The sequence below is a fragment of the Lacticaseibacillus nasuensis JCM 17158 genome, from assembly GCF_001434705.1.
In the GTDB taxonomy this organism is placed as follows: Bacteria; Bacillota; Bacilli; order Lactobacillales; family Lactobacillaceae; genus Lacticaseibacillus; species Lacticaseibacillus nasuensis.
Map to the genome: position 1 here is coordinate 217,252 of NZ_AZDJ01000001.1, position 24,225 is coordinate 241,476.

31 protein-coding genes are annotated in these 24,225 nt (G+C 58.1%); 29 read left to right on the forward strand and 2 right to left on the reverse strand.

Annotated features, from left to right (window positions below; all coding sequences use genetic code 11):
* The first annotated feature begins 102 nt into the window (after positions 1-102).
* From FD02_RS01075 to FD02_RS01155, 18 genes are all read left to right on the forward strand, one after another.
* Positions 103-891, forward strand: coding sequence for a tyrosine-protein phosphatase (locus tag FD02_RS01075; protein ID WP_056949903.1), 789 nt, complete (start codon positions 103-105; stop codon positions 889-891).
* 73 nt (positions 892-964) lie between these two features.
* Positions 965-1,306 (forward strand): putative DNA-binding protein, encoded by a 342-nt coding sequence (locus FD02_RS01080; protein ID WP_056949904.1) that lies wholly within the window; start codon positions 965-967, stop codon positions 1,304-1,306.
* Positions 1,307-1,318: 12 nt separating this feature from the next.
* Positions 1,319-2,758 carry a signal recognition particle protein gene (ffh, locus tag FD02_RS01085; protein ID WP_054723279.1) on the forward strand — a complete coding sequence of 480 codons (1,440 nt, stop codon included), beginning with the start codon at positions 1,319-1,321 and terminating at the stop codon, positions 2,756-2,758.
* A gap of 58 nt (positions 2,759-2,816) precedes the next feature.
* Positions 2,817-3,602 carry a hypothetical protein gene (locus FD02_RS01090; protein WP_056949905.1) on the forward strand — a complete coding sequence of 262 codons (786 nt, stop codon included), beginning with the start codon at positions 2,817-2,819 and terminating at the stop codon, positions 3,600-3,602.
* 85 nt (positions 3,603-3,687) lie between these two features.
* The gene (gene rpsP / locus FD02_RS01095) at positions 3,688-3,963 is read left to right on the forward strand and encodes a 30S ribosomal protein S16 (RefSeq protein ID WP_056949906.1); all 276 of its coding nucleotides are present in this window, start codon (positions 3,688-3,690) and stop codon (positions 3,961-3,963) included.
* Between the two features lie 5 nt (positions 3,964-3,968).
* Positions 3,969-4,220: a KH domain-containing protein gene (locus FD02_RS01100; protein WP_054723276.1), complete on the forward strand. Its 252-nt coding sequence runs from the start codon at positions 3,969-3,971 to the stop codon at positions 4,218-4,220.
* 382 nt (positions 4,221-4,602) lie between these two features.
* Positions 4,603-5,124, forward strand: coding sequence for a ribosome maturation factor RimM (gene rimM / locus FD02_RS01105; protein ID WP_056949907.1), 522 nt, complete (start codon positions 4,603-4,605; stop codon positions 5,122-5,124).
* Positions 5,114-5,878 (forward strand): tRNA (guanosine(37)-N1)-methyltransferase TrmD, encoded by a 765-nt coding sequence (gene trmD / locus FD02_RS01110; RefSeq protein ID WP_056949908.1) that lies wholly within the window; start codon positions 5,114-5,116, stop codon positions 5,876-5,878. Before rimM ends, trmD begins: the two co-directional genes overlap by 11 nt.
* Positions 5,879-5,959: 81 nt before the next feature.
* Positions 5,960-6,469, forward strand: a complete 510-nt coding sequence (locus FD02_RS01115) for a GNAT family N-acetyltransferase (protein WP_054723275.1) — start codon at positions 5,960-5,962, stop codon at positions 6,467-6,469.
* Positions 6,418-6,861, forward strand: a complete 444-nt coding sequence (locus FD02_RS01120) for a helix-turn-helix domain-containing protein (protein ID WP_054723274.1) — start codon at positions 6,418-6,420, stop codon at positions 6,859-6,861. The genes FD02_RS01115 and FD02_RS01120 overlap by 52 nt, the downstream gene beginning before the upstream one ends.
* A gap of 71 nt (positions 6,862-6,932) precedes the next feature.
* Positions 6,933-7,448, forward strand: a complete 516-nt coding sequence (locus FD02_RS01125; protein WP_054723273.1) for a GNAT family N-acetyltransferase — start codon at positions 6,933-6,935, stop codon at positions 7,446-7,448.
* A 116-nt stretch (positions 7,449-7,564) separates the two neighbouring features.
* Positions 7,565-7,912: a 50S ribosomal protein L19 gene (gene rplS / locus FD02_RS01130; protein WP_056949909.1), complete on the forward strand. Its 348-nt coding sequence runs from the start codon at positions 7,565-7,567 to the stop codon at positions 7,910-7,912.
* A 54-nt stretch (positions 7,913-7,966) separates the two neighbouring features.
* Positions 7,967-8,143, forward strand: coding sequence for a hypothetical protein (locus tag FD02_RS11335; RefSeq protein WP_191980318.1), 177 nt, complete (start codon positions 7,967-7,969; stop codon positions 8,141-8,143).
* A 10-nt stretch (positions 8,144-8,153) separates the two neighbouring features.
* Positions 8,154-8,399 (forward strand): DUF896 domain-containing protein, encoded by a 246-nt coding sequence (locus tag FD02_RS01135; RefSeq protein WP_054723272.1) that lies wholly within the window; start codon positions 8,154-8,156, stop codon positions 8,397-8,399.
* A gap of 84 nt (positions 8,400-8,483) precedes the next feature.
* The gene (locus FD02_RS01140) at positions 8,484-8,699 is read left to right on the forward strand and encodes a YneF family protein (RefSeq protein WP_054723280.1); all 216 of its coding nucleotides are present in this window, start codon (positions 8,484-8,486) and stop codon (positions 8,697-8,699) included.
* A 130-nt stretch (positions 8,700-8,829) separates the two neighbouring features.
* Entirely contained in the window at positions 8,830-10,590 is a 1,761-nt protein-coding gene (locus FD02_RS01145; RefSeq protein WP_056949910.1) for an ABC transporter ATP-binding protein, read from the forward strand.
* Positions 10,583-12,370 carry an ABC transporter ATP-binding protein gene (locus FD02_RS01150; RefSeq protein ID WP_056949911.1) on the forward strand — a complete coding sequence of 596 codons (1,788 nt, stop codon included), beginning with the start codon at positions 10,583-10,585 and terminating at the stop codon, positions 12,368-12,370. The genes FD02_RS01145 and FD02_RS01150 overlap by 8 nt, the downstream gene beginning before the upstream one ends.
* Before the next feature lie 540 nt (positions 12,371-12,910).
* Positions 12,911-13,387 (forward strand): GNAT family N-acetyltransferase, encoded by a 477-nt coding sequence (locus tag FD02_RS01155; protein ID WP_054723271.1) that lies wholly within the window; start codon positions 12,911-12,913, stop codon positions 13,385-13,387.
* Positions 13,388-13,428: 41 nt separating this feature from the next.
* Here the strand turns inward: FD02_RS01155 and FD02_RS01160 are convergent, their stop codons facing one another.
* Together FD02_RS01160 and FD02_RS01165 are read right to left on the reverse strand one after the other, a co-directional pair.
* Positions 13,429-14,802 carry an APC family permease gene (locus FD02_RS01160; RefSeq protein WP_056949912.1) on the reverse strand — a complete coding sequence of 458 codons (1,374 nt, stop codon included), beginning with the start codon at positions 14,800-14,802 and terminating at the stop codon, positions 13,429-13,431.
* A 3-nt stretch (positions 14,803-14,805) separates the two neighbouring features.
* Positions 14,806-15,456 (reverse strand): lysophospholipid acyltransferase family protein, encoded by a 651-nt coding sequence (locus FD02_RS01165; protein ID WP_054723270.1) that lies wholly within the window; start codon positions 15,454-15,456, stop codon positions 14,806-14,808.
* A gap of 98 nt (positions 15,457-15,554) precedes the next feature.
* On the opposite strand from FD02_RS01165, the gene FD02_RS01170 reads away from it, so the two are divergent.
* The 11 genes from FD02_RS01170 to FD02_RS01220 all read left to right on the forward strand — a co-directional run bounded on the left by FD02_RS01170 (position 15,555) and on the right by FD02_RS01220 (position 24,216).
* Positions 15,555-16,280, forward strand: a complete 726-nt coding sequence (locus tag FD02_RS01170; protein WP_056949913.1) for a tRNA1(Val) (adenine(37)-N6)-methyltransferase — start codon at positions 15,555-15,557, stop codon at positions 16,278-16,280.
* Positions 16,273-16,539, forward strand: a complete 267-nt coding sequence (locus FD02_RS01175; protein WP_054723514.1) for a GIY-YIG nuclease family protein — start codon at positions 16,273-16,275, stop codon at positions 16,537-16,539. Before FD02_RS01170 ends, FD02_RS01175 begins: the two co-directional genes overlap by 8 nt.
* Before the next feature lie 166 nt (positions 16,540-16,705).
* Entirely contained in the window at positions 16,706-17,494 is a 789-nt protein-coding gene (rpsB, locus tag FD02_RS01180) for a 30S ribosomal protein S2 (RefSeq protein WP_054723513.1), read from the forward strand.
* A 322-nt stretch (positions 17,495-17,816) separates the two neighbouring features.
* Positions 17,817-18,692, forward strand: a complete 876-nt coding sequence (gene tsf, locus FD02_RS01185) for a translation elongation factor Ts (RefSeq protein WP_056949914.1) — start codon at positions 17,817-17,819, stop codon at positions 18,690-18,692.
* A 96-nt stretch (positions 18,693-18,788) separates the two neighbouring features.
* Positions 18,789-19,508, forward strand: a complete 720-nt coding sequence (gene pyrH / locus FD02_RS01190) for a UMP kinase (protein WP_054723512.1) — start codon at positions 18,789-18,791, stop codon at positions 19,506-19,508.
* A gap of 1 nt (position 19,509) precedes the next feature.
* Positions 19,510-20,067: a ribosome recycling factor gene (gene frr / locus FD02_RS01195; protein ID WP_054723511.1), complete on the forward strand. Its 558-nt coding sequence runs from the start codon at positions 19,510-19,512 to the stop codon at positions 20,065-20,067.
* Between the two features lie 95 nt (positions 20,068-20,162).
* Entirely contained in the window at positions 20,163-20,915 is a 753-nt protein-coding gene (locus FD02_RS01200; RefSeq protein ID WP_162255561.1) for a zinc-ribbon domain-containing protein, read from the forward strand.
* 17 nt (positions 20,916-20,932) lie between these two features.
* The gene (locus FD02_RS01205) at positions 20,933-21,730 is read left to right on the forward strand and encodes a zinc ribbon domain-containing protein (protein ID WP_054723508.1); all 798 of its coding nucleotides are present in this window, start codon (positions 20,933-20,935) and stop codon (positions 21,728-21,730) included.
* On the forward strand, positions 21,727-22,557 hold the full coding sequence (locus FD02_RS01210) for a zinc ribbon domain-containing protein (RefSeq protein WP_056949916.1): 831 nt from the start codon (positions 21,727-21,729) through the stop codon (positions 22,555-22,557). Before FD02_RS01205 ends, FD02_RS01210 begins: the two co-directional genes overlap by 4 nt.
* Positions 22,558-22,669: 112 nt before the next feature.
* The gene (locus FD02_RS01215; protein ID WP_235806652.1) at positions 22,670-23,410 is read left to right on the forward strand and encodes an isoprenyl transferase; all 741 of its coding nucleotides are present in this window, start codon (positions 22,670-22,672) and stop codon (positions 23,408-23,410) included.
* Positions 23,411-23,427: 17 nt separating this feature from the next.
* Complete coding sequence (locus FD02_RS01220; RefSeq protein WP_054723294.1) at positions 23,428-24,216, forward strand: phosphatidate cytidylyltransferase; 789 nt, start codon at positions 23,428-23,430, stop codon at positions 24,214-24,216.
* The last annotated feature ends 9 nt before the right edge of the window (positions 24,217-24,225 follow it).

Sequence of the window (24,225 nt, forward strand, 5' to 3'; positions counted from 1 at the left end):
TGTATCACAGAGCCGCAGTTTTGACAGCGGTTCCGGCTTGAGCCTGGTGGCAGCCAAGCGCCGGTAGGGTATAATAGAAAGACATTGATTGGAGGACTGGTCATGCCCGAGTTGTTAGACATTCATCACGGCTTTAACTTTCGCGACCTCGGCGGCTATCGCACCACCGCCGGCGCGATTGTCGCGCCAAAGCGCCTCGTGCGCGCCAGCAAGCTGGCCGACTTGTCGCCGCGCGACGAAACTTATTTGCGCGACTATGGCGTCGTGGCCGCCGTCGATTTTCGCTCGCCGGCCGAGCGCCGAGCGGCCCCGGACCGGATTCCTCACGGCGTGGCTTACCACGAAGAGCCGGTGTTTGCCTATGACGAAACCGCCGTGTCCGATTGGGCCGCGCAGCAGCGGGCCTTCGCCCAAGCCGCCGACGCCGGGTTTCGCAATATGGTGCACACCTACGCCGACATGATCACCAACCCGCAGTCGCAAGCCGCGTATCGCCAATTGTTCGACTTGTTGCTGGACACGACCAGCGGCGCGGTATTGTTTCACTGTTCAGCCGGCAAGGACCGCACCGGCATGGGCGCCGTCTTTATTTTGGCCGCGTTAGGGGTACCCGAGGCGACGATTCGCCAAGATTATCTGCTGACCAACCGGTACGTGACGGCTGCGGCCGCCGCCGTGGTGGCGCAGGCCAAGGCCGGCGGCGCCAACGCCAACACGCAGGCCAGCCTTCACGATTTGTGGGTGGCGCGCGGCGCCTACCTCGACAGCGCCTTAGCCACCGTTTCGGCGCATTACGGGTCGCTAGCGCATTATTTAAGCGCGGTGCTCGACTTGACCGACGCGCAGGTGGCGCGGCTGCGTCAGTTGTACCTGCTGCCGGCAGCCGACTAGTCGCGGACTGGTGCTTGCGCTTGCCTGTGGCCACCGGTATGCTAGTGATAGATTGGTGAAGGACGGATAAGGCATGGAAATCGAAAAAAACAATCGCATGAATTCCCTGTTTGAATTTTACGGGGCCCTGTTGACGAGCAAGCAGCATAGCTACCTGGAGCTGTATTACGGCGACGACTATTCGCTTGGCGAAATTGCCACCGAGTTCGACGTGTCGCGCCAGGCGGTGTATGACAATATTCGCCGCACCGAGGCGAGCCTGGAGGAGTACGAAAGTAAACTCCACCTGCTGGCCAACTACCAGGCGCAAAACGCCGCCGTCGACGCGTTGGTGCGCTATGTGCGCCAGACGTATCCCGGCGATGAACAACTCAGCACGCTCGTGACGCGCGTGGCGGATCAAGCCGCCCGCTAACAGGAGGACAACATGGCATTCGAAGGATTATCTGAACGGTTACAAAAAGCCTTCGCCGGTTTGCGGCGCAAGGGCAAGGTCACGGAAAGCGACGTTTCAGAGGCGATGCGCGAGATTCGCCTGGCCTTGTTGGAAGCCGACGTCAACTTTAAAGTCGTCAAGGATTTCATCAAAACCGTGCGCGAACAAGCCGTGGGCAGTGCCGTCTTAGACAGCCTGACCCCGGCGCAACAAATCATTAAAATCGTCAACGACGAGCTGACCAAGACCATGGGCGAGGCCGCCGTGCCGCTGGTCAAGGCGCCGAAGATCCCGACGGTCATCATGATGGTCGGGCTGCAAGGGGCCGGGAAAACCACCACGGTCGGCAAGCTCGCCACGCGCCTAATCCAACAGGAAAAAGCGCGCCCGTTGCTGATTGCCGCCGACGTCTACCGGCCAGCGGCCATCGAGCAGTTAGAGGTGGTTGGCCAGCAGGTCAACGCCCCGGTGTTCCAGCTGGGCACCGATGTCGATCCGCGTGAAATTGTCCGCCAAGGCCTCGCCCAAGCGGCGCTGCAGCATAACGATTACGTCATCATCGATACCGCCGGCCGTCTGCAAATCGACGAAAAGCTGATGGCCGAGCTCACCGACATCAAGGCCATCGCGCAACCCAATGACATTTTGCTGGTGGTCGATGCGATGACCGGGCAAGCCGCCACCGATGTCGCCACCGGGTTCAATGAGCAGCTGGACATCACCGGCGTTGTCTTGACCAAGCTCGACGGCGACACCCGCGGCGGGGCGGCGCTGTCGATTCGCGCCGTCACCGGCAAGCCAATCATGTTCGTCGGCCAAGGCGAAAAGATGGACGCGCTGGATGTCTTTTATCCCGACCGCATGGCCAACCGCATCCTCGGCATGGGCGACATGCTGACCTTGATCGACAAGGCGCAGCAAAACTTCGACGAGAAGCAAGCCGCCGACATGGCCGAGAAGATGCGCGAGAACACCTTCGACTTCAACGATTTTCTCGACCAAATGGATCAGGTGTCGAAGATGGGCCCGATGGAAGACATCATGAAGATGATTCCGGGGATGGCCAACAACCCGGCACTGAAAAACTTCAAGATGGACCCCAAGGACATCGCGCACATGAAGGCCATCGTCTACTCGATGACCCCCGCCGAACGCGTTGATCCCGACTTGCTCAACCAAAGCCGGCGCCGGCGCATCGCCGCCGGGTCCGCGCGGCCGGTGCAAGAAGTCAATCGCATGATCAAGCAGTTCAACCAAAGCAAGCAGGTCATGAACCAGATGTACAAGGGCAACATGCAAGGCATGGAAGGCCTCTTGGGCGGTGGCATGAAGGGCCGGCTCGGCAAGATGGCGATGAACCAAATGGTGCGCCAACAAAAGAAGAACAAGAAAAAGCGCATGAAAAAAATTAAGCACGTCAAGTCAAAGTAGGCGGGTGCACCCAGCAGTGGGTGCATTTTTTGGTATCATCAGCGCAGGAGGCAAGGCGATGAAAAAACTGCTGATAATCCTGGCGAGCCTGCTGATTGGGCTGAGTCTGACCGGCTGTGTGAGCAAGCAAGGCAGCTCGCGGGCGGCCAAGTGGGTGACCCGCGATTCGCGCCTGTTGTTCGGCGTGGCGCCGAGCCGGGTGGTGGTCGCGCGGCTGCCCATCTCAGAAACCGGGCACTACCGCGAGCTGACCTTGACCTACACCAAGGCCGCGCAAGCCAAACTGCCTAAACCCGCGCGCCACGCCTTGAATCAGGCCGGCCAGTTGAAATTGCAATATTCTGACTCGAGCACCAAGGGTAGATTGCACGCGCACCGGCTGACCGCCATGGGGTTGGCGCTGCTCGATGCGTTGGACTTAGCCGGGGGCTTGCACGCGCTTGCGCAGGAGCCGCAGCTGTGGCGGCTGTGGGTGCGCCCGAGTCCTCAGATTGTGGCTGCTGATCAGTGGGTGCAAGATTTTCGCATCGACAATGTGGCCGACGTCAAGCGGGCGGTGCGTCAGCGGGCTGCGCTTGCTAATGGCTCGGCGGCCGTGCGCCAAAGTTTTGTTGCCAACCTCCAAGCACCACCGCATTTTTCCCTGGAGGCGACTTATCGGTTTGCCTACACCACCGACGCCGAGTTGACGAAGTTCTTGCGGCCATTGCTCTTGACCCAGCACCTGCCGGCAGGCACCACCATCACCCTAGATGAAGCTCACGGGCCGCACCTCACCAGCTTCACGTATCAGGCCGGTCAGTTGACTTGCGACGGCACGGGACAGGTGTTGGGTGGTCATTGAGGCTTGTAAAGAAAAAAAGCTTTACACTTGCCGTGGGGTTTGGTATTATTTTGAAGTTGAGAAATTTACAGGAGGTGGACCTCACATGGCAGTTAAAATTCGTTTGAAGCGGATGGGTTCTAAGCGTAAGCCGTTCTACCGCGTGGTTGTAGCCGATTCTCGGTTCCCACGTGACGGCCGGTTTATTGAATCCGTCGGTTATTACAACCCATTGACCGAACCGGTTGATCTGAAGCTGGACGAAGACGAAATCTTCGCCTGGTTGCAAAAAGGCGCACAGCCTTCCGATACTGTACGCACCTTGCTTTCTAGCAAGGGCATCATGCAGAAGTATCACGAAGCACGCTTCACCAAGAAGTAAGCCTCGTGGATATCGAAGCGCTCATTCGGGCGATCGTGACGCCATTAGTTACGCACCCAGAAGCAATTCAAATTACGCCGCATGAAACGGCGGAATACATGGCGTTCGACTTAGCGGTCGCCCCGGACGATGTTGGCCGGGTCATTGGCAAGCAAGGTCGCGTCGCGCAAGCGGTGCGCACCATTGTCTATGCCGTGAAGTCCCCGTATCAAAAGCGGGTGCGCTTAAATATATTGGATGCTCCGCATTCAAAGTAAAAATTGATCGGCGGCTGCCGGTCAATTTTTTTAGAGCGCGAAGCGGGGCGGTTAAGTGCCGAGCGGCTGCGCCGCCTGTGGGTGAAGCGGCGGGTTTGGCCGCTGGCCCACAGGTGGTCAGCGGCGCAGGCACTTGCCCCGGTGAGCGCGTTTAGCAGGCAGCGGCGCAAGGCGGTTTTGGATGCGACAGGTAGCCTTTCTAACGCATGTCAGCCTGTACGCGCTTTGCGCTACAGGCTGATCAAGCTCGGTGCTTGGGCCGCACTTTGGCCCGGGTACCGAGCGTAGCTAACTGTTCGCATCCAGCCTTGCAAAGCGCAACTCAGCGGAAATTTTGCGCGAGCTGCACCGCCCCGGGCGCATGTTTACGAAAGGAATCATTATGCCAGATCGATATAAAGTGGGCACCATCGTCAACACGCATGGCGTGCGCGGCGAGGTGCGCGTCATTGCCACTACGGATTTTCCAGCGGAACGCTTTGCCAAGGGGAGCCAGCTCATCGTGGAAACGACGCCGCCGACGCCGGTCACGGTGGCTAGCGCCCGTAAGCACAAGCAATTCACGCTGTTGACCTTCACCGAATTCGCCGACATGGATGCCGTGCTGCCGTTTAAAGGCCACGACCTCAGCGTGCCAGCCGCGGCGGTGAAGCCGCTGACCGAGCCCGACACCTATTATTATCGCGACATCATCGGGCTCACCGTGATCGACGACACCGGCGCGACGCTGGGCAAGGTCAGCGAGATCTTGACTCCCGGGCCCAACGACGTGTGGGTGATTCCGCGGCCGGGCAAGCCCGACATCTTGTTGCCATTTCTAAAAAGCGTGGTGACGGCCATCGATCTCGACGCTAAAGTGGCGCATGTGGTGGTGCCGGAGGGGTTGATTGACGATGCGGATTGATGTGTTGAGCCTGTTTCCAGACATGTTTACGCCGTTGACGCAAAGCATCATCGGCAAGGCGCTAGAGCGGGAGCTGTTGCAGTTTAATGTGGTCGATTTTCGCGACTACAGCCACGACAAGCACCACCACGTCGACGATACCCCGTATGGCGGCGGGGCGGGGATGTTGCTGCGGCCGGAGCCGATTTTTGAGGCGATGGACGCCCTCGACGCGGCGGCGCCGGGCCCGCGCCGCGTGATTCTCTTGGATCCGGCTGGGCGCAAGTTCGATCACGTCGCGGCCAAGGAGCTGGCGCAGGAGTCGCACCTCGTGTTTATTTGCGGCCACTACGAAGGTTACGACGAGCGGATTCGCAGCCTTGTCACCGACGAGTTTAGCATCGGCGACTTCGTGTTGACCGGCGGTGAGCTGCCGGCGATGATGATGATCGACGCCACCGTACGCTTTTTGCCCGGCGTTCTAGGCAACGCCGAGTCCGCGGCGACGGACAGCTTTGAAAATGGCCTGCTGAATTATCCCGAATACACGCGGCCGGCCAGTTATCGCGACATGGACGTGCCCTTCGTCTTGCAAAACGGCGACCACGGCAAAATTGCGCGCTGGCGGCTGAAGGAATCGTTGCGCCGCACGTTGCAGCGCCGGCCGGACCTGTTGGCTGACGTGACGCTGGATAAAGACGGGCAAAAACTGCTGCGCGAGGTGCGCGGCGAAGAGGCCGGACGGTTGGCAGATTGCGAGCGTGAAGACGAGTAACCCTCGTCTTTTTTTTCGGGGTTTTTGAGGTACTTGGCAAAGTTTATTCCTAGTCAATTGACGACATGAGCAGAGGCACTCATGGTAGAATTAGGGGATGGGCAAATGTTTGTCGAGCTTGCCACGCCGAGCCAACTTGCTACCACTAAACTCAGCCGGCTGGGCTTTACGAGCCACTTTGATTGGACCGCGCCGCTGGCATCCGCCATTGTGGTGGGTGAACTCATCGGCAGGCGGTTGGTCGGATTAGTTGCGTTTGGACGTCAGCCTAAAAATTTGGCGAATCATGTGAACTTGCTCGAGGTGCGGCAATCAGCTCGTGGGCAACATCATGGTGCGCGGCTCCTCGCCATTGTGGCCCAAGATGCGTTTCGCCAGCCGGGGTTTGATGGTTATGTTTATCTGACCACGAAAACCACTGGCGTGCAGCGGTATTATGAGTCACTAGGCGCCAGTCGCGTTCATCAACAAATTATTTTTGCGCCGCCGGCCAGCCGGCAACTAATAGCGACTTATCTCCCGAAAGGAAGCGAGATTCGATGGACCAAGCACAGGTCAACGAAACCCTTCAACGGTTATCGGCCCAACTAAATCGCACCACCAGCGGCTCGCCGGCCTTCCGCCAACTTGCCGCCCAAGAAGAAGCCATCGTGTTTGCCGACTTGGACGTGCACGCCTGGGGATTCTTGCAGGCGGCGTTGGGTCGGCCGTTGGCTGCCGGCGAAACCGCCGCGGTGATTGCGGCGGCGAGTCGCGATCAACCCATTAGCTCGGTGCTGCCGCTGGCCGCTGGCGCTGATACGGCGCTCACGGTTCGCGTGTTACGCCACCGCCGAGACTGGACGCAGGCGCACCTTGCCGAAGCTGCCCGCGTCAGCGTGGCGCAGGTGCAAGCCATCGAAACCGCCGATGCCGTCGATTTGACCGCGCTCCAAAGCGTGCTCGTCGCCTTGGGCCGGCATCTGGTGGTGGCGCCTGCGTAGGCGCCCACCAAAATCTTTGGCAGAATCGCCCAGGGCGCGTACAATAGGCAAAAATACTTGGAGGCGCGCTCATGAAAGTCGAATTAGTTCCCGCTCACCCCAATCTTGCCCCGGCCCTGTTTGCCGTGGTTGACGCCAGCCGCGATTTCTTAGGCGAGTGGCTAACCTGGACGGCTACTACCAATAGTGTGGCCGATGAAGTGGCGTTTCTCGCCGCGCAAGCCGCGGAGCACGCCGCCGGCACGGGGCACATGTTTGTCATTCGCGCCGATGGTCACGCGGTGGGCGGCATCGATTTGCACAACATCGATGCGCAAAACCGCCACGCGGAAGTCGGCTATTTTCTCGGCCGCGCCCATACCGGGCAAGGCATCATGCACACCGCGTTGGTGGAGCTGGAGAATTACGCGTTCGGCGAGTTGGGTCTGCACAAGCTGACCATCGTCGCCGCTAAGGCCAACGTGGCTAGCCGCCGCGTGGCCGAGCGCGCCGGTTACGACTACATCGGCGATTCACCGGCGGAGCTGTATCTGCACGAGCGCTACTATGACGCGGCGGTGTACGTGAAGATTGCCGCGCGCAAGTAAATTCCCTTTACAGCACCGCGCGGCTATGCTAAACTACTTATTTGTGGAAACACAACATCAACGATGTTCCGCTGGTTCCCAGAGGACGCATGAATGTCGGCAAAGGAGAACTACCCATGAACCCATTGATTGAAGAAATCACCAAGTCACAACTGCGTGACGACATTCCTGATTTTCGCCCTGGCGACACGGTCCGCGTTCACGCGCGCATCGTCGAAGGCACGCGCGAACGGATCCAGATTTTCGAAGGCGTTGTGATCAAGCGCCGTGGCGTTGGCATTTCTGCCATGTACACGGTTCGTAAGATTTCCAACGGCGTCGGTGTGGAGCGGACTTTCCCGTTACATTCCCCACGTGTTGAAAAAATCGAAGTCGTTCGCCACGGCCAAGTACGTCGGGCGAAGCTTTACTACCTGCGGGCACTCCGTGGGAAGGCAGCGCGGATCAAAGAGAAGCGCCGTTAATCAGGAAGGCCGGCCGTGTGTCGGCCTTTTTTGTGGTGTGGATAAAGGAAAATCATGAACAACCAAAAAATTTATGTCGTGTATTACGCCGCGGCCAGCGCACCGGTCCAACTGATTCGGGCGTTTCAATCTCAGCGCCGCGCCGCCGAATACACGCAAATGTTGGCGCAAGCGCCGTTTCCGGGGCAAGACTCCGACGGTTACGCCTACGCGCCGATTGCGTTGAACTAGGAGGGATACCATGGCCCAACAACCACAAGCACGATTGGATCGGATCAACGAACTCGCCCGCAAGGCCAAGGCCAGCGGGCTCACTGAGGCGGAACAAGCAGAGCGCAAGGCCTTGCGTGCCGCTTACTTGAAGGATTTTCGCGCCGGGCTGCGGCAGCAGCTCGAAACGACGCAACTGTTTGATAAACAAGGCAAGGAAATCACGCCGCGCAAGGTCCAAGAAATTCAGCGGAAAAACGGCTGGCGCAAAGATTAGGCTTTCATTGCCGCGCGGGGTTTTGTACAATGTAAGGCGTGATGATTTTTTGAAACCGGAAGGAGGCAGCCGAAGATGTGGTGGATGTTAGTTCTAGGATTAGTAATTGGCGCCATTTTGGGCTTGATCGGCGGGTTCTTCGCCGCGCGGGCTTACATGAAGAAATATTTCCAAGATAATCCCCCTGTGAATGAGGACATGATGCGGATGATGATGATGCAGATGGGGCAAAAGCCTTCTGAGAAGAAACTTAATCAGATGATGCAGTCCATGAAACAGGCGCAAAAGAACCAGAAGTAAGCGGTAGGGATTGGTTCGGTCAACCACTTGACTGGGCCTTTTTTTGTGGCCATTGCGGCTTTTTTTCTCACCAATTTCGAAAAGTGTTATCATTGTAATCTAAGTGTTGTAATTATCGGAGGAGGTCATCATGGGCATTTTTAAGAAACTAGGCTGGTACTTTCGACAAGAGAAGAAACGTTATGTCCTTGGGGTCTTCTTCTTGGCGTTAGTGGCGCTGGTCAACCTGATTCCGCCGAAAATCATCGGCACCTTGGTTGACGCCATGGCCGCACGCAACCTCACGATGGATCGCCTCTTGTTGTGGCTGTCGTTGATGTTGTTTGCGGGCATTACCCAGTATCTGTGTCGCTACGGCTGGCGCAACGCCATTTGGGGCGGGGCGGCCAAGCTCGAGCGCACGCTGCGCACGCGGCTATTTTGGCACTTTATGAAAATGGACGCGACGTTTTATCAAAAACACCGCACCGGCGACTTGATGGCGCACGCCACCAACGACTTAAACGCGATTCAAAACGTCGCCGGCGCCGGCATCTTGACGCTGTTTGACTCCATCATCACCGGCGGCACCACCATCGTGGCGATGATGCTGTTCGTCGATTGGCGCCTGACCATCCTGGCGATTTTGCCGATGCCGTTGTTGGCGGTGATGGCGCGCAAATTGGGCATGCGGTTGCACCGCGAATTTGCCCGCTCGCAGGCGGCGTTTTCCCGGTTGAACGACAAGACGCAAGAAAGCGTCTCGGGGATCAAGGTCATCAAGACATTCGGCCAGGAAGCCGAAGACACCGCGGACTTCAACCGCATCGTCGACAAAACCATCAAGATCAACAAGCGCGTCAACTTCATCGACGCGCTGTTCGACCCGACCACCAGTCTGATCATGGGCATCACCTATGTCATCACCATTATTTATGGCGGCTACCTGGTGGTGCACGGCCAAATCAGTATCGGCCAGCTGGTATCGTTTGTCACTTACGTTGCCGCGTTGGTGTGGCCGATGTTTGCCATCGGGCGGCTGTTCAACATTCTTGAACGCGGGAATGCCAGTTACGACCGCGTCAACGAGCTATTGACCGAGCGCAGCAAGATCATCGAGGCGCCGGACGCCATCACGACCCCGGCCCACGGCGACATTCGCTTCAAGATCAACAAGTTCAGCTACCCCAACGACGATCACGCCACGTTGATGAATGTGCATTTTACCTTGCAACAGGGGCAAACGCTGGGCATCGTCGGGCGGGTCGGTGCCGGGAAGAGTACGATTTTCAAGCTCTTGCTGCGGGAGTTTGACGACTACGACGGCGTGATCGAATTCGGCGGCCACGACATTCGCCGCTACACGCTGGACGCCTTGCTGGATTCAATCGGCTACGTGCCGCAGGACAACTTCCTGTTTAGCACCACGGTGGCCGACAACATCCGCTTCTCGAGCTTCGACAAGAACCAGGCCGAAGTCGAAGACGCCGCTAAGAAAAGCGACGTGCACGACGACATTCTTGCGTTCACGTCGGGGTACCAAACGATGGTCGGCGAGCGCGGCGTCAGCCTCTCCGGGGGGCAAAAGCAGCGCCTGGCCATCGCCCGGGCCGTGATTACGGCACCGGAGCTGTTGATCATGGACGATTCGCTGTCGGCCGTCGATGCCAAAACCGAAGCCGAGATTCTCGAAAACATGCGGGCCGAGCGCGCCGACAAGACGACCATCATCGCCGCGCAGCGCTTAAGCTCCGTCATGCACGCCAACGAAATCATTGTCGTCGCCGATGGTCGGATCATCGAGCGCGGCACCCACGAGCAGCTGCTGGCCAACCACGGCTGGTATGCGGAAATGTGGGCCAAGCAACAATTGGAACAAAAACTCGACGGGGAGGCGCCAACTCATGGATAAATATCAATCTGCCTGGTCGCGCGCCATTCCAATGCGCGAACAGCTACACATCATGCGCCGCCTGCTGGGCTACACCAAGCCGTATAAGAAACAATTCGGCGGCGCCTTGCTGGCGGCGGCCGCCTTGGCCGGGGTCAACGTCTTGTTGCCGTGGATCCTGCAAGACTACATGGATCGCTACTTGACCAACAAAAGCGCCACGACCAACATCATTCTCGGCTTTGCCGGGTTGTACGCGTTAGGCACGCTGCTCAAGGCGCTGGTGCAATTCCTGCAGACGTTTCTGTTCGCCATGGGCAGCGAGCGCGGAATGGAAGACGTGCGGCGCGAATTGTTTGCGAAGCTGCATACGCTGGGCATGCGCTACTTCGACCAAACACCGGCCGGCTCGATTGTCAGCCGGGTGACCAACGATACGATGACGATGACCGATTTTTGGAACATGATCTTGTCCGTCATCGTCGGGCTGTTCTCCATTGTGAGCAGCTTCGTCACCATGTTGGTGGTCAATGCGAGAATTGCCTGGATGGTCGCGGCGTTTCTGCCGATTCTGCTGTTAGTGATTTGGTATTACAGCCGTTATAGTTCAAAAGTCTATCGCCACATGCGCGAGAAGCTGTCCGAACTGAACACCAAGCTGAACGAATCCATCGAAGGCATCGGCATCATCCAGCAATTCCGCCAGGAAAACCGGATTAGCCGCGAGTTTGAGGCAACCAACCAGGAATATTTGGATACGCGCAAGGCGATGATTCGCACCAACTCGCTGTTGTTGTCGTCGATGATCAACCTGATGTACTCGCTGGCCGTGGTCGTGGTGCTGTATGCATTCGGCTTGTTGTCGCTGCATTCTTACGTTGAAGCCGGGGTGGTGTACGCGTTTGTGACGTATACCAACAACTTCTTCAACCCGATGACCAACATGATGGACTCGCTGTCCTTCTTCCAAGACGGGGTCGTCGCCGGGTCACGGATCTTCCGGATTCTCGACAACACCGAATACGCGCCGGCGCAACACCCGGATGCGCATGAAGTCGTGTCGCTGGGTAAGGTGGAATTCCGCCACGTCAGCTTCGCCTATGACGGCAAGCACGAGATCCTGCACGACATCAGCTTTGTCGCCAACCCCGGCGAAACCGTCGCCTTGGTCGGCCACACCGGCAGCGGCAAGAGTTCCATCATTAACGTGATGATGCGCTTCTATGAATTCGGCACTGGCGAGATTCTCATCGACGACAAGGACATTCGCGATTATCCGATGCCGGAGCTGCGCAAAAAGCTGGGGCTCGTGCTGCAAGATTCCTTCATGTTCTACGGGGACATCGCCAGCAACATTCGCTTGTTCAATGAAGATATCACCGATGAGCAAGTCGAAGCCGCCGCGAAGTTCGTCCAAGCCGACCGCTTCATCGACAAGCTGCCGAAAAAGTATCACGCCCGCGTGATCGAAGGCGGCGCGCAGTTTTCTTCCGGTGAACGCCAGCTGTTGAGCTTCGCCCGCACCGTCGTCACCAACCCGAAGCTCTTGGTGCTCGATGAGGCCACGGCCAACATCGACACGGAAACCGAGGCCGTCATTCAAGAAGGCCTGCGCCGGATTCGCCAAGGCCGTACGACGATTGCCATCGCCCACCGGCTGTCGACAATCAAAGACGCCAACTTGATTCTCGTCTTGGACGCCGGGCGCATCATCGAGCGCGGCACCCACGATGCCTTGCTGGCGCAAAAGGGACGCTATTACGACATGTACCGGTTGCAAAATGGGGATGTCGAGTTGTAATTTGGATTAACCGCTTTTCGACCACTGGTCGGGGAGCGGTTTTTCTTGCATCAAGGGGAAAATTAGCCGAGCAAAGTTGTTCGTGCATCGTAGACTAAGGTCTGCAATTCGTGAACAGATAAGCCTATTTGCCAAGCAAAAACCTACCGCAGATTGCGGTCGTGAGCGCCGGTGTGGCGCGGCTTTGGCCACATTTGTCGCGAAAATACCCCGCGCTGTGGTGCAGGAAGCTGGGTAATTGTCCGGCCCCGGGTTGTATGCAGCGTTTAACAGCGCGTGATTTTCGGCCGTTGATCGCTGAGGCCATTGTGCGGCAAGACATTCCGCGTTTTTTCGGCGGTAGGTTTCTGCTTGGCAAACCACCCCGAGTATGCAGGAAAATCAATTTGCCCAGTTGGTTCATTCACTTTTTATGCAGCCGCTAAAAATGGGCGAAATGAATATGCACTGCGTGTTCTTTTCATTTTTTGGCTGCGCGGATTCTTCGCGTGGCAGGCGCAAAGCTGATACACTGAAGGCATCAGGAAAGGACGTGAGGTTATGCCAAGCACAGTTCAAGTGCGCCGCGCCACCGCCGAAGAGGTGCCGCAAATCACGAAGCTCATGCAGGAATATTATGCCGCCAGTCCCGTTCCCAATCCGTTCAGCGTGCCGGCAATGACGCGCTACTTAAAGGCGCTGACCGTGCCGAATAATCCCCGCGGCACGTTGTTGGTGGCGCTACAGCCGACCACGCCGCCCGGACAAGCCCTTGGTGGTTTTGCCGTCGCCTACCTCGGCTACAACACTCGCGCCTTGGCGCCGCAGGTCGAATTAGCCGACCTGTTCGTCACGGCAGAGTGGCGGCGGCAAGGCGCCGCCCGCAAGCTGATTCGCGGTGTGGCCGCCTATGCCCGCCAGCAGCAAGCCAGCCGCATCATTTGGCAGACCCGCACCAGCAATGTCGGCGCGCAGACCTTGTACAACGAAATCGCCACGCAGGAAACCGGCTGGCTGCATTACGCCATGGAATTGTAATTGAGCAAAAAAAACAACGAGTCGCTAGCGCGACTCGTTGTTTATTTGCCGTGCCTGAACCCATAGCCGAAGTAGATCACCATGCCGACGCCGAACCACACGAGGCTCATGAGCCAGGTGGTGGCGCCGAGCTGACTCATCAGCAACAGGCAAAACAAAAACGACAAGACGGGCACCACCGGGTAGCCCGGGACCTTGAAGCCATCGTTTTGCAGCTCGGGGTGGCGGCGCAAGGGGATGATGCCGATGGAGACAAAGGCAAAGGCAATCAGCGTGCCGATGTTCACCAGGTTCACCAGCGCGGTGAGCGGCACCAGCCCACCCATGATGGCGATGATGATCGTGACGGTCCACAGCGCGTTTTCCGGCAATTGGTGTCGTACCGCGCCGAACCAAGTTGGCAACAACCCGTCGCGGCCGATGGCATACACCAGGCGACTCGAGCTATAAATCATCGTGACCATCATGGTAAACATGCCGGCCAGCGCGCCCAGCGAGATGAAGCCGGCGAGGCCGCGGTGGTGAATCGCCGTCAGCGCAAAGGCGACGGGATCGGCGACGTCTAGGCGCGTGTAGTGCACCATGCCGGTGAGGACGATGGCCACGGCGACGTACAGCACCGTGGCGATGATCAGCGTGCCGATGATGCCGCGCGGCAGGGTTTTCTGCGGATTTTTCACCTCGGGGGCCGACGCGGAGACGGCATCAAAACCGAGGTAGGCGAAAAACACGAGGCTGGCGCCGGCGAGCACCCCTTTGGCCCCAAACGGCAGAAACGGGTGCCAGTTGGCCGGTTGAACATAAAACAGGCCGACGACGATGAACACGCCGATGATCAAGAGCTTGACGGCGACCATCGCGCGGTTTACCGCCATCGAGGTTTGCATCCCGCGCGACAGCATCAAGCCAATCAGGAGCACCACCAGCACGGCGACCAGGTTGACGTAGGTGCCTTGCGTAGGATCAAAGGCGCCGCTGAGCGCTTGGGGCAAGTGCAGATGAAAGCCTGCCAGCAGGCTGGCAAAATACGCGGCGAAGCTGGTGGACACGGCGGCGACGGCCAACATGTACTCGAGAATCAACGCCCAGCCGATGATCCAACCAAAGATTTGGCCGAAGACCACGTTGCCATAGGCGTAAGCCGAACCGGCCACCGGCAAGGTCGAGGCGAATTCCGCGTAGCACATGGCGGCCAAACTGCAGACAATCGCCGCCAGCACGAAGGCCAACATGATGCCGGGACCACTGGTGGTGGCGGCGACGGTGCCAGGCAGAATAAAGATGCCGGTGCCGATCACCGCGCCGATGCCTAAGGCGATGAGATCGCGGGTGGTGAGGGTGCGGGCAAGCCGGTGGTCGGCGCGCAAGGTTTGTTGCAAGTCAGGCTTGGCGGTTAATTTTTGCCACAACGTCATGCGCTACACCTTGCCCTTTTTCTTCTCGGCAATGTATTTCGTTTCGTCGGGCACATACTTGAAATTCGGATCGATGGCCGCGTCGATGCGGTCAAAGGCGGCCTTCATCTCGTCGCCAACCGCCGCGGTCATTTCATCCGTGAGCTTGCCGGCCGGCGGCATGATGGGCTCGCCGAAGCGCACGGTGACGCGCTGGCGCTTCAAGAAGCCGGAAAATTTCAACGGGCCTTGGTACACCGCCGGGACGATCGGAACTTTGGCCAGCTTGGCGATGAGAATCGCGCCGCCGCGCAGCTCGTTACTGTAGCGCGAGCCCGATGGAAAAATCATCACCGACAGCTCGCCTTTGCGCAAATACTTCACCGGCGTCTTAATGACGCTGGGGCCGGGGTGGGCGCGGTCGACGCCAAACGCGTTGGCGTGTTCGAGAATCCAGCGCAGAATTGGATTCTTGAACAATTCTTGCTTGGCCATGAAGCTAAACTTGCGCGGGCTGGCGGCCAAGGCGAACATGATGGGATCCCACCAGGTGCGGTGCGGGCCGACGAGCACATACGGCCCGGTCGGCAGGGCTTGTTTATTTTCGTAATGCGTGTTGCCATTCAATAGGAATACGAGGGCGCGCACCAGCACCCGGGCGAATGAGTAAAACATGGGCATCTTCCTTTGGGCGCGAGCGGACTCGCGCAGATTTGCGACAGAACTGGTTGCATTATATCATAGGCACAGACAATTCGTAGATTGGAGCGGCCATGTCCCTTAAGTCTGGAGAGCGCATCGATTCGCTTGGTGCCATCAAAATCATTCAAAGCCCGGAGGTGTTTGCCTTTTCGCTAGACGCCGTGTTACTGGCGCACTTCGCGCAGGTGCGGCCGCAGTCGCGCGTCGTCGATTTGGCGGCGGGCAACGGCGCGGTGGGGTTGTTTGTGGCGCCGCGCACCCACGGCCAGGTGACACTCGTCGAGCTGCAGGCGCGCCTGGCCGACATGGCGCGCCGCTCGGTGGCGTTAAACGGCTTCACCAACGTCGACGTGATCACCGGCGACTTGGCGGCTGCCCCGCAGCTGATCGGCAAGGATCAAGTCGATGTCGTGACCTGCAACCCGCCGTACTTCAAGGTCACCCCGCAGGCAATTCAAAATCCTAATGAACACTTGGCCTTGGCCCGCCACGAGTTGGCGACGGATTTTGCCACGGTGGCCGCTACTGCCGCGGCGTTGTTGAAGTATCAAGGCAAGGCCTTTTTCGTGCACCGGCCGGACCGGCTGCCGGAATTATTGCACACCTTGGTCGCAGCGGGCTTGGCGCCAAAACGCCTGCGCTTTGTGCAACCAAAAGCCGACCGCGAGGCCAACATGGTGTTGATCGAAACCATCCGCGCCGGCAAGGCCGACGGGGTACGCGTCTTGCCGCCGGTGATCGTCCAAGCTGCTGACGGCGCCTACACGCCAGAAGTGGAGGCGCTGTTGCATGGGTGAGCCATACTATTTTTACGTGTTGCTGTGCGCCGACGGGACGTTTTACGGCGGCTACACCCGCGACGTCGGGGCCCGAGTGGCGACGCATAACGCCGGCAAGGGGGCCAAGTACACGCAAACGCGGCGGCCGGTGCGCTTATTGTACGCCGAGGCCTTTGCCGATCAGCACGCAGCGTTGTCCGCCGAGTGGCACTTCAAACACCAAAGTCGCGCCGCCAAGGAGGCGTTTTTGCAGGCGCACCACATTCAATGGCGGTGACGGCGGCGTCAAGCAATTTTGCTTGCCAAACGGTGGGGACTCCTGTAAACTAGTCAGAGTGTGAAAAGCACAAACCACATCGTCGTCGATCACCGGCAGGGTGCGACCTAGTCGTCTGTCGGTGAAACGAAGCGGCGAGAGGAAAAAACCATATGGAGGAACTACAATGTCAGTATTAAGCATGAAGCAGCTGCTTGAAGCAGGTGTGCACTTCGGTCATCAGACCCGTCGTTGGAACCCGAAGATGAAGCCGTTCATCTACACGGAACGCAATGGCATCTACATCATCGACCTGCAAAAGACGGTCAAGATGATCGACGACGCCTACAACTTCGTCAAGGAAGAAGCCGCCGACAAAGGCGTGTTCTTGTTCGTCGGCACGAAGAAGCAGGCCCAAGACGCCATCGCTGAAGAAGCGACCCGCGCCGGCCAGTTCTACGTGAACCACCGTTGGCTCGGTGGTACTTTGACCAACTGGAACACCATCCAGACGCGGATCAAGCGCCTCAAGGACATCAAGAAGATGGCCACCGATGGCACGTTTGAGAAGCTGCCGAAGAAGGAAGTTTCCTTGCTGAAGAAGCAGCAAGAAAAGCTGACCAAGTTCTTGGGCGGGATCGAAGACATGCCACGCATCCCAGACGTGATTTTCATCGTTGACCCACGCAAGGAAAAGATTGCCGTTCAGGAAGCGCAAAAGCTGAACATTCCGATCGTGGCCATGGTCGACACGAACTCTGATCCTGACGACATCGATGTCATCATCCCATCTAACGATGACGCCATCCGTGCCGTTCGCCTGATCACTGCCAAGATGGCGGATGCCATCATCGAAGGCAACCAAGGCGAAGACCAGGTTGAAGACGCGCCGGAACAAACTGCTGCGCCAGACGCACCGGTTGATTCCATCGAAGACATCGTTGAAGCCGTTGAAGGCGACAACGAAGCCAAGTAAACTTACAAATTAATAAGCGTCGCTGTTGGGTTTCGCATACTGCAAGATCTGCAGGGACGCTTTTTTTAAAGTTGTGAGCGGTGGCGGGTTTGGGCCGGTCCGGAGGCGCCGCCTGAAGGGGGCGCCTCCGGTTAGGCCCAAGCCACCGCGAGCACGATTCTGAAAAGTTGTGAGCGGCGCCGGGATGAGCCGGAGCAGATGCGCCGCCTGGGCGGTGACTCGCGGGTTTTGCGAGTCGCAGACCGGGTGGACATCTGTGCAGGCTCATGGTGCCGCGAACACGATTAAAACCGATATCGATTTTCCCTAAGGAGGAAACACAATGGCAAACATTACTGCTGCGCAGGTAAAGGAACTCCGCGACCGCACGCAAGTCGGCATGATGGACGCGAAAAAGGCGCTGGTCGAAGCTGATGGCGACATGACCAAGGCCATCGACGTCTTACGCGAAAAAGGGTTGGCTAAGGCCGCCAAGAAGAGCGGCAACATCGCGGCTGAAGGCCTAGCCGAAATCGCCATTAACGGCGACACTGCGGCGATCATTGAAGTCAACTCCGAAACCGACTTCGTAGCGTCCAACGACAAGTTCAAGACGCTGGTTGACCAAATCGCCACGGCTGTTGCGGCCAACAAGCCGGCCGACATGGACGCGGCGTTGGCCTTGACCATCGACGGCCAAACCATCGACGAAGCAACCAAGGCCCTGACTGCCGTCATCGGCGAAAAGATCAGCTTCCGCCGCTTTAGCGTCGTTGAAAAAGCCGCTGGCGATCACTTCGGCAAGTACCTGCACAACGGCGGCCAAATCGCCGTGCTGGTGACCGTTGAAGGCGCTGACGACGACACCGCCAAGGACGTGGCGATGCACGTGGCAGCCATCAACCCGCAATACACCACCCGCGACGATGTGCCAGCCGATGTGCTTGAGCACGAAAAGGCCATTGTGACCGAAGAAACCAAGAATGAAGGCAAGCCGGAAAAGATTATTCCGCGCATCGTTGAAGGCCGGATGAACAAGTTCTTGAGTGAAATCTCCCTGGTCGACCAGGAATTCGTTAAGGATTCCGACAAGACGGTTGGCGAGTACGTGGCCAGCAAGGGCGGCAAGGTAAAGGGCTTCGTGCGTTACGAAGTCGGTGAAGGCATCGAAAAGAAGGCCGACAACTTCGTCGATGAAGTCATGGGTCAAATCAAGTAACACCAGAGGCGCCGAGCAATCGGCGCTTTTTTCTTGGCTCCCGGGCAGCCGGAAGATATGGTAAACTGTTACTAGCAAATCAGGAAGGACCCTCACATGATTAAATATAAACGCATCGTCTTGAAAGTCAGCGGTGAAGCGCTGGCCGGCCCTGGTGGTTTTGGCATCAAGCCGCCGGTGATCAAGACCATTTCCGAGCAAATCAAAGCCGTCCATGACCTCGGCGTCCAAATCGCCATCGTCTGCGGCGGCGGCAACATTTGGCGCGGCGAAACCGGCGCCGAAATGGGCATGGAACGCGCCCAGGCCGACTACATGGGGATGCTGGCGACGGTGATGAACGGCTTGGCCTTGCAGGATAACCTGGAAAGCCTCGGCGTACCGACCCGGGTCCAGACCTCAATCGAGATGCGGCAAATTGCCGAGCCGTACATCCGGCGTAAGGCCGTGCGTCACTTGGAAAAAGGGCGCGTCGTGATTTTCGCCGGCGGCACCGGCAACCCGTACTTTAGCACCGACACCACCGCCGCCTTGCGTGCCGCCGAAATCGGCGCCGACGTCATCTTAATGGCCAAAAACGGCGTCGACGGCGTTTACTCCGCCGATCCGAATAAGGACACCACGGCGGTGAAGTACACGGAATTGTCCCATCTCGACATCATCAACAAGAACCTGCACGTCATGGACTCGACGGCCAGCACCTTGTCGATGGATAACGATATTCCGTTGGTCGTGTTCAACCTGAATGAAGCTGACAATATTCGCCGCGTCGTTGAAGGAGAAAACATCGGCACGACGATTCAAGGGAGAGAATAGCATGGCAAATCCAATTATCGAACAAGCAAAGCAGTCGATGGGTAAGTCCGAAGCCGCGCTGGAACGCGACTTAACCGGCATTCGCGCCGGGCGCGCCAACGCTGGCCTGTTAAACGGCATCGAGGTGGAATACTACGGTACCCCAACGCCGTTGAACCAAATGGCCGCCATTACGATTCCCGAAGCCCGCGTGTTGATGATTACCCCTTACGACAAGTCCAGCCTTAAGGATATCGAAGCGGCCATCAACATGAGCGACCTCGGCATCAACCCGGCCAATGACGGCTCTGCCATTCGCCTCGTGATTCCGCAGCTCACCGGTGAGCGTCGCCAGGAAATCGCCAAGGAAGTCGGCAAGCACGCCGAAGAGGCGAAGATTGCCATTCGCAACATCCGCCGCGACGCCTTGGACAAGCTGAAGAAGCAGGAAAAAGCCGGCGACATCACCGAAGACGACTTGCACCGCGCCGAGAAGGACATGCAAAAAGTGACCGACGACGCCGGCAAGAAAATCGATGAGATTGCTGCCGCGAAAGAAAAAGAAATTACCGAAGGCTAATCCAAAGAGGCAGCGATGCCTCTTTTTTTTGCCCGGAATCAGCCGCAGCGTGGTGCTTTCATGGTATATTTAGCGCAGAAAGTGGGGGAATGATGATGAAATATTGTGAACATTGTGGGGCGGCCTTAACCGCAGCCGATAAGTTTTGCCCAAAGTGTGGCACGCCGGTTGCCGCCGCCACGACACCAGCGCCTGCACCACAAGCGGCCCAGCCAATCACCCCGATTGCGCCGGTGGCCGCCGCTCAACCAGCCAAGCCTAAGCGCACCAAGTGGCTGCTCGGCATCGGCGCGGCCGTCGTCGTCATTCTGGCCGCTGGCGGCTGGTGGTACACGCACCAACTGTATAATCTCACGCACTCGCGCTTCCGGCAGGCAACGGTTTACGCCTGGCAAGGCGAGAGCGGATCGCAGTTTGGTGGGGTCAGCCCGACTGGTCACAAAACTAACGTCGCCTACATGACCTTCACGCCCAATGGCAAGGTGTATTGGGTGGCCATGACGAAGGTCGAAGCCGGCGTTTATCACGGCGTCGCCTCGACGGGCACTTACCAGCTTAAGCACAACCAGCTGACCTTCCACCTGACGGCGAGAAGTTACGCGGTGCGCACGGATAGCGTCGCCAGCCTGATGACTAAAACGCCTAAGATTGCTTACAAGACCAATAGCAATGACGGCACGTATTCATACAGCTTGGTGAAGGATCAGCTCTTTAAGTATGATTACACCAGCAAGGCGGGCAAGGTGTATCACGAAACCTTCAAGCCGACCGCCGCGCCGGTCACCGTCGATAAGGGTGGGTTCGATGCACAAAGCATTTTCACCCGCTGGCAAGCCGCTAAACACTAACCTACCGGAGGAAATCGATGAAATATTGTTCAAATTGCGGCGCCGAGCTTACCCCAGGGGCGAAATTCTGTGATCAATGCGGGGTGGCGGTTGGCACCGTGGCCGAAACCGCCACGCCGGCCCCAACGCCGCCGACGCCTGAGCAACCCAGCGCCATCAAACCACTGCCGGCAGCCCCACAGCAGCCGCGTCGAATTAAGTGGCGGCTGCTGCTCGTTGCCGCCGCGGTCGTGGTGCTAGTCGTCGGCGGTGGGTGGTGGTATACGCATCGCCTGTTTAACTTCAAGCACACGCGGTTTCGTCAGGCGACGACTTATGCGTGGCAAGGTGGCCACGACCAAGTGCAACTAGGTGGCGCAGACCCGACGATGCTGAAGAATGACAGAGAGTATTTTCAGTTTCTGCCCGATGGCAAGATGTATCATCTCTATATCTTCAAGGACAAAGGCAAGGGTCAATATTATAACTTTACCGTTAAGGCGGGCTCCTATCGGCTGACCAAGCATCAGCTTCGAATCAAGATGACTGGCAAGATTTATTATGGGGCAGATCTCTCAATGGCCAAGCTAGTGACGAAAAAGCCACATTCTTTCACCCGGCTAGGGAGGAAATACAGACTCAGGGGGACGTACCAGTTAGGACTCAGCCACGGGAACATGGCGAAGTACACGTTCGTGACAGAAAAAGGCGTGCATTCTAACGATACCTTTAAGCCCCACGCCAAACCCGTGGCCGTGGCCAAGAACGGCGTCGACGTCCGCGCCATCTATCGACATTTGCAAAAATATTCTGAGCAAAATGGGGGAGACCAATGAAATATTGTCCGAATTGCGGCGCCGAGCTGGTGCCTGGCGCAAAGTTCTGTGCCAATTGTGGGGCCGTCGTGGGCGCTGTGACCGCGCCCGCCCAACCCGCGCCGACCACGCAACCGAGTCAACCACAACCCGCGGCCACACCAACCCAACCGCAGGCGCCACAGCCGCCAACCGCGGTGCCACCGACGCCCCCGACTGGGGTGGCGCCGGTGCCGGCTGCGCCGCGCCGCCGCGGCAAGAAATTGTGGTGGTTGCTTGCCGCCGCCGTGGTGGTGATTGCCGCCGGGGCCGGCTGGTGGTACACCCATCAGTTGTATAACCTCGGGCACACGCGGTTTCGGCAGTCGACGGTGTACGCATTTACGAATAACAAAGAAGATTCTGCCGTCGGCGTGTCGGCACGGACGGCTAAGGATAGTCGGGCGTATTTCCAGTTCAACCCGAATGGCAGCGTCAACGTGTCTGTCCTTTATCGCGAAGACAGCACGCACGTGGTCGCCTGGGTCACCGCCGGCACGTACCGACTGCAAAACGGCCGGGTGCTGGCGACGATGCGCGACACGGGGTATGGCGCGCAAGGCAAGACGTATTCAAAACTCTTTACTGAGCAGTTAAAGAAAAGCAACACGGGCAAACAAGGCGGGGAAAAAGGCGTGTACAACCTGACGCTTTCCGGCAATTATGCGACCACCTTGAGTTTTACGCTGCCGCACGCCGCTAAGGCACAGCGCATTAAAGTCAAGGCGCCGTCGCCGGCCGTGCCGGGCAAACAGGCGGCCTTTGATGCCGCCGCCTTGATGGTCCGCATCCAAGCCGCGCGTAAATAATCGAGCAGGAAGACGCAAAGTTGCGTTTTCCTTTTTTCGTGGCCGCTTATACCCGGCGTGCGGCGGCTCTGCTATAATGAACCAGTATGACTTAACGCAGGGAGGAACAATCGTGGCTAAACAACCCACACTCGATCCGGCGCGGCTGCCGGCACACGTGGCCATTATTATGGATGGCAACGGGCGCTGGGCCAAGCGGCGGTTCTTGCCACGCGTGGCGGGGCACAAGCAAGGCATGGAAAACGTCAAGACCATCACCATGGCGGCCAGCCACCTTGGCATCAAGTGCCTGACGCTCTACGCGTTTTCCACCGAAAACTGGAAGCGGCCCGATAGCGAGGTCGGCTACTTGATGAAGTTACCGGTCGATTTTTTCAACGTGTTCATGCCCGACTTGATTAAAGAAAACGTCCGCGTACAGGTGATGGGGGAGCTCGACGCCTTGCCGGCCGCCACGCGCCAAGCCGCCGAAGCCGCGATGGCCGACACCGCTAAGAACACCGGCATGATTCTCAACTTCGCCTTGAACTATGGCGGCCGCGACGAGTTGGTTCTAGCGACGCAACAAATTGCGCAAGCCGCCGCCGCGGGGCAACTCGACCCCGCCACCATCGACGCGAGCACGGTGGCCAGCCACTTGATGACCGCCCCGCTGGGAAAGTTAGCCGATCCGGACTTGCTGATTCGCACCAGCGGCGAGGAGCGCATCTCGAATTTCTTGCTGTGGCAGCTGGCGTATAGCGAGCTTGTCTTTACGGATTTGTACTGGCCGGACTTTACCCCGGCGGCGCTAGAAGCAGCCATTCTCGAGTATCAGCAACGCGATCGGCGCTTTGGTGGCTTAAACTCATAACTGGAGGAACCTTTTTTATGAAGCAACGAATCATCACGGCTGTGGTCGCCTTGATCATTTTCATTCCGATTTTGATCGCCGGCGGCTTGTGGCTCGAAGTGGCCGCCTGCGCCTTGGCGGTGATCGCCATGTCCGAAATCTTTATCATGCGCAAACGCGTCATCGTTTCCGGCGACTTTCTCGTCGCGGCGCTCGGCGTGTTGGCAGTGACGGTGCCTGACCGGTTTTACGGCTGGCTGCCCAGCCACCTCACCCGCCTCGACGTGATTTACGTCATCATCGTGGTGTTGCTCTTGGTCACCGTGGCCAGCAAGAACCGCACGACCTACGATGACGTGGCGGTGGTGGCGCTGTCGGTATTTTACATCGGCACCGGGTTCCACAACCTGATTGCCGTGCGCAACGGCGCGGGGCTAGACACCTTGTTGTTCGCCTTGATTCTAGTGTGGCTCACCGATTCCGGCGCGTACTTTATCGGCCGCGCATTCGGCAAGCACAAGCTGTGGCCGGCCATTAGCCCGAATAAAACTTGGGAAGGCAGCATCGGCGGCAATCTCGTCGCTGTGATTTTCGCCGCCATCTACATTCAATTCCAGCCGCAACTCTATAGCTTCTGGCCAATGCTTGGCATCGCGTTGTTCCTGTCGATCATGGGCTCGCTGGGCGACCTGATCGAATCCGCCTTGAAGCGCTACTACGGCGTGAAGGACTCCGGCAAAATTCTGCCGGGTCACGGCGGCATCTTGGATCGCTTCGACAGTTTATTGTTAGTGCTGCCAATGCTGCACCTGTTGGGGATGGCATAAGCTTGGCTT

Bases quoted from the DNA above. Each gene is read 5' to 3' on its own strand.
- FD02_RS01090 (WP_056949905.1), top strand. From the start codon at position 2,817: ATGAAAAAACTGCTGATAATCCTGGCGAGCCTGCTGATTGGGCTGAGT.
- FD02_RS11335 (WP_191980318.1), top strand. From the start codon at position 7,967: ATGAACAACCAAAAAATTTATGTCGTGTATTACGCCGCGGCCAGCGCA.
- FD02_RS01150 (WP_056949911.1), top strand. From the start codon at position 10,583: ATGGATAAATATCAATCTGCCTGGTCGCGCGCCATTCCAATGCGCGAA.
- FD02_RS01200 (WP_162255561.1), top strand. From the start codon at position 20,163: ATGAAATATTGTGAACATTGTGGGGCGGCCTTAACCGCAGCCGATAAG.
- FD02_RS01145 (WP_056949910.1), top strand. From the start codon at position 8,830: ATGGGCATTTTTAAGAAACTAGGCTGGTACTTTCGACAAGAGAAGAAA.
- rpsP (WP_056949906.1), top strand. From the start codon at position 3,688: ATGGCAGTTAAAATTCGTTTGAAGCGGATGGGTTCTAAGCGTAAGCCG.
- FD02_RS01120 (WP_054723274.1), top strand. From the start codon at position 6,418: ATGGACCAAGCACAGGTCAACGAAACCCTTCAACGGTTATCGGCCCAA.
- tsf (WP_056949914.1), top strand. From the start codon at position 17,817: ATGGCAAACATTACTGCTGCGCAGGTAAAGGAACTCCGCGACCGCACG.
- FD02_RS01155 (WP_054723271.1), top strand. From the start codon at position 12,911: ATGCCAAGCACAGTTCAAGTGCGCCGCGCCACCGCCGAAGAGGTGCCG.
- FD02_RS01125 (WP_054723273.1), top strand. From the start codon at position 6,933: ATGAAAGTCGAATTAGTTCCCGCTCACCCCAATCTTGCCCCGGCCCTG.
- FD02_RS01160 (WP_056949912.1), bottom strand. From the start codon at position 14,802: ATGACGTTGTGGCAAAAATTAACCGCCAAGCCTGACTTGCAACAAACC.
- rplS (WP_056949909.1), top strand. From the start codon at position 7,565: ATGAACCCATTGATTGAAGAAATCACCAAGTCACAACTGCGTGACGAC.
- FD02_RS01170 (WP_056949913.1), top strand. From the start codon at position 15,555: ATGTCCCTTAAGTCTGGAGAGCGCATCGATTCGCTTGGTGCCATCAAA.
- FD02_RS01220 (WP_054723294.1), top strand. From the start codon at position 23,428: ATGAAGCAACGAATCATCACGGCTGTGGTCGCCTTGATCATTTTCATT.
- FD02_RS01210 (WP_056949916.1), top strand. From the start codon at position 21,727: ATGAAATATTGTCCGAATTGCGGCGCCGAGCTGGTGCCTGGCGCAAAG.
- FD02_RS01165 (WP_054723270.1), bottom strand. From the start codon at position 15,456: ATGTTTTACTCATTCGCCCGGGTGCTGGTGCGCGCCCTCGTATTCCTA.
- rimM (WP_056949907.1), top strand. From the start codon at position 4,603: ATGCCAGATCGATATAAAGTGGGCACCATCGTCAACACGCATGGCGTG.
- FD02_RS01135 (WP_054723272.1), top strand. From the start codon at position 8,154: ATGGCCCAACAACCACAAGCACGATTGGATCGGATCAACGAACTCGCC.
- rpsB (WP_054723513.1), top strand. From the start codon at position 16,706: ATGTCAGTATTAAGCATGAAGCAGCTGCTTGAAGCAGGTGTGCACTTC.
- FD02_RS01205 (WP_054723508.1), top strand. From the start codon at position 20,933: ATGAAATATTGTTCAAATTGCGGCGCCGAGCTTACCCCAGGGGCGAAA.
- frr (WP_054723511.1), top strand. From the start codon at position 19,510: ATGGCAAATCCAATTATCGAACAAGCAAAGCAGTCGATGGGTAAGTCC.
- FD02_RS01080 (WP_056949904.1), top strand. From the start codon at position 965: ATGGAAATCGAAAAAAACAATCGCATGAATTCCCTGTTTGAATTTTAC.
- pyrH (WP_054723512.1), top strand. From the start codon at position 18,789: ATGATTAAATATAAACGCATCGTCTTGAAAGTCAGCGGTGAAGCGCTG.
- FD02_RS01115 (WP_054723275.1), top strand. From the start codon at position 5,960: ATGGTAGAATTAGGGGATGGGCAAATGTTTGTCGAGCTTGCCACGCCG.
- FD02_RS01175 (WP_054723514.1), top strand. From the start codon at position 16,273: ATGGGTGAGCCATACTATTTTTACGTGTTGCTGTGCGCCGACGGGACG.
- FD02_RS01075 (WP_056949903.1), top strand. From the start codon at position 103: ATGCCCGAGTTGTTAGACATTCATCACGGCTTTAACTTTCGCGACCTC.
- ffh (WP_054723279.1), top strand. From the start codon at position 1,319: ATGGCATTCGAAGGATTATCTGAACGGTTACAAAAAGCCTTCGCCGGT.
- trmD (WP_056949908.1), top strand. From the start codon at position 5,114: ATGCGGATTGATGTGTTGAGCCTGTTTCCAGACATGTTTACGCCGTTG.
- FD02_RS01140 (WP_054723280.1), top strand. From the start codon at position 8,484: ATGTTAGTTCTAGGATTAGTAATTGGCGCCATTTTGGGCTTGATCGGC.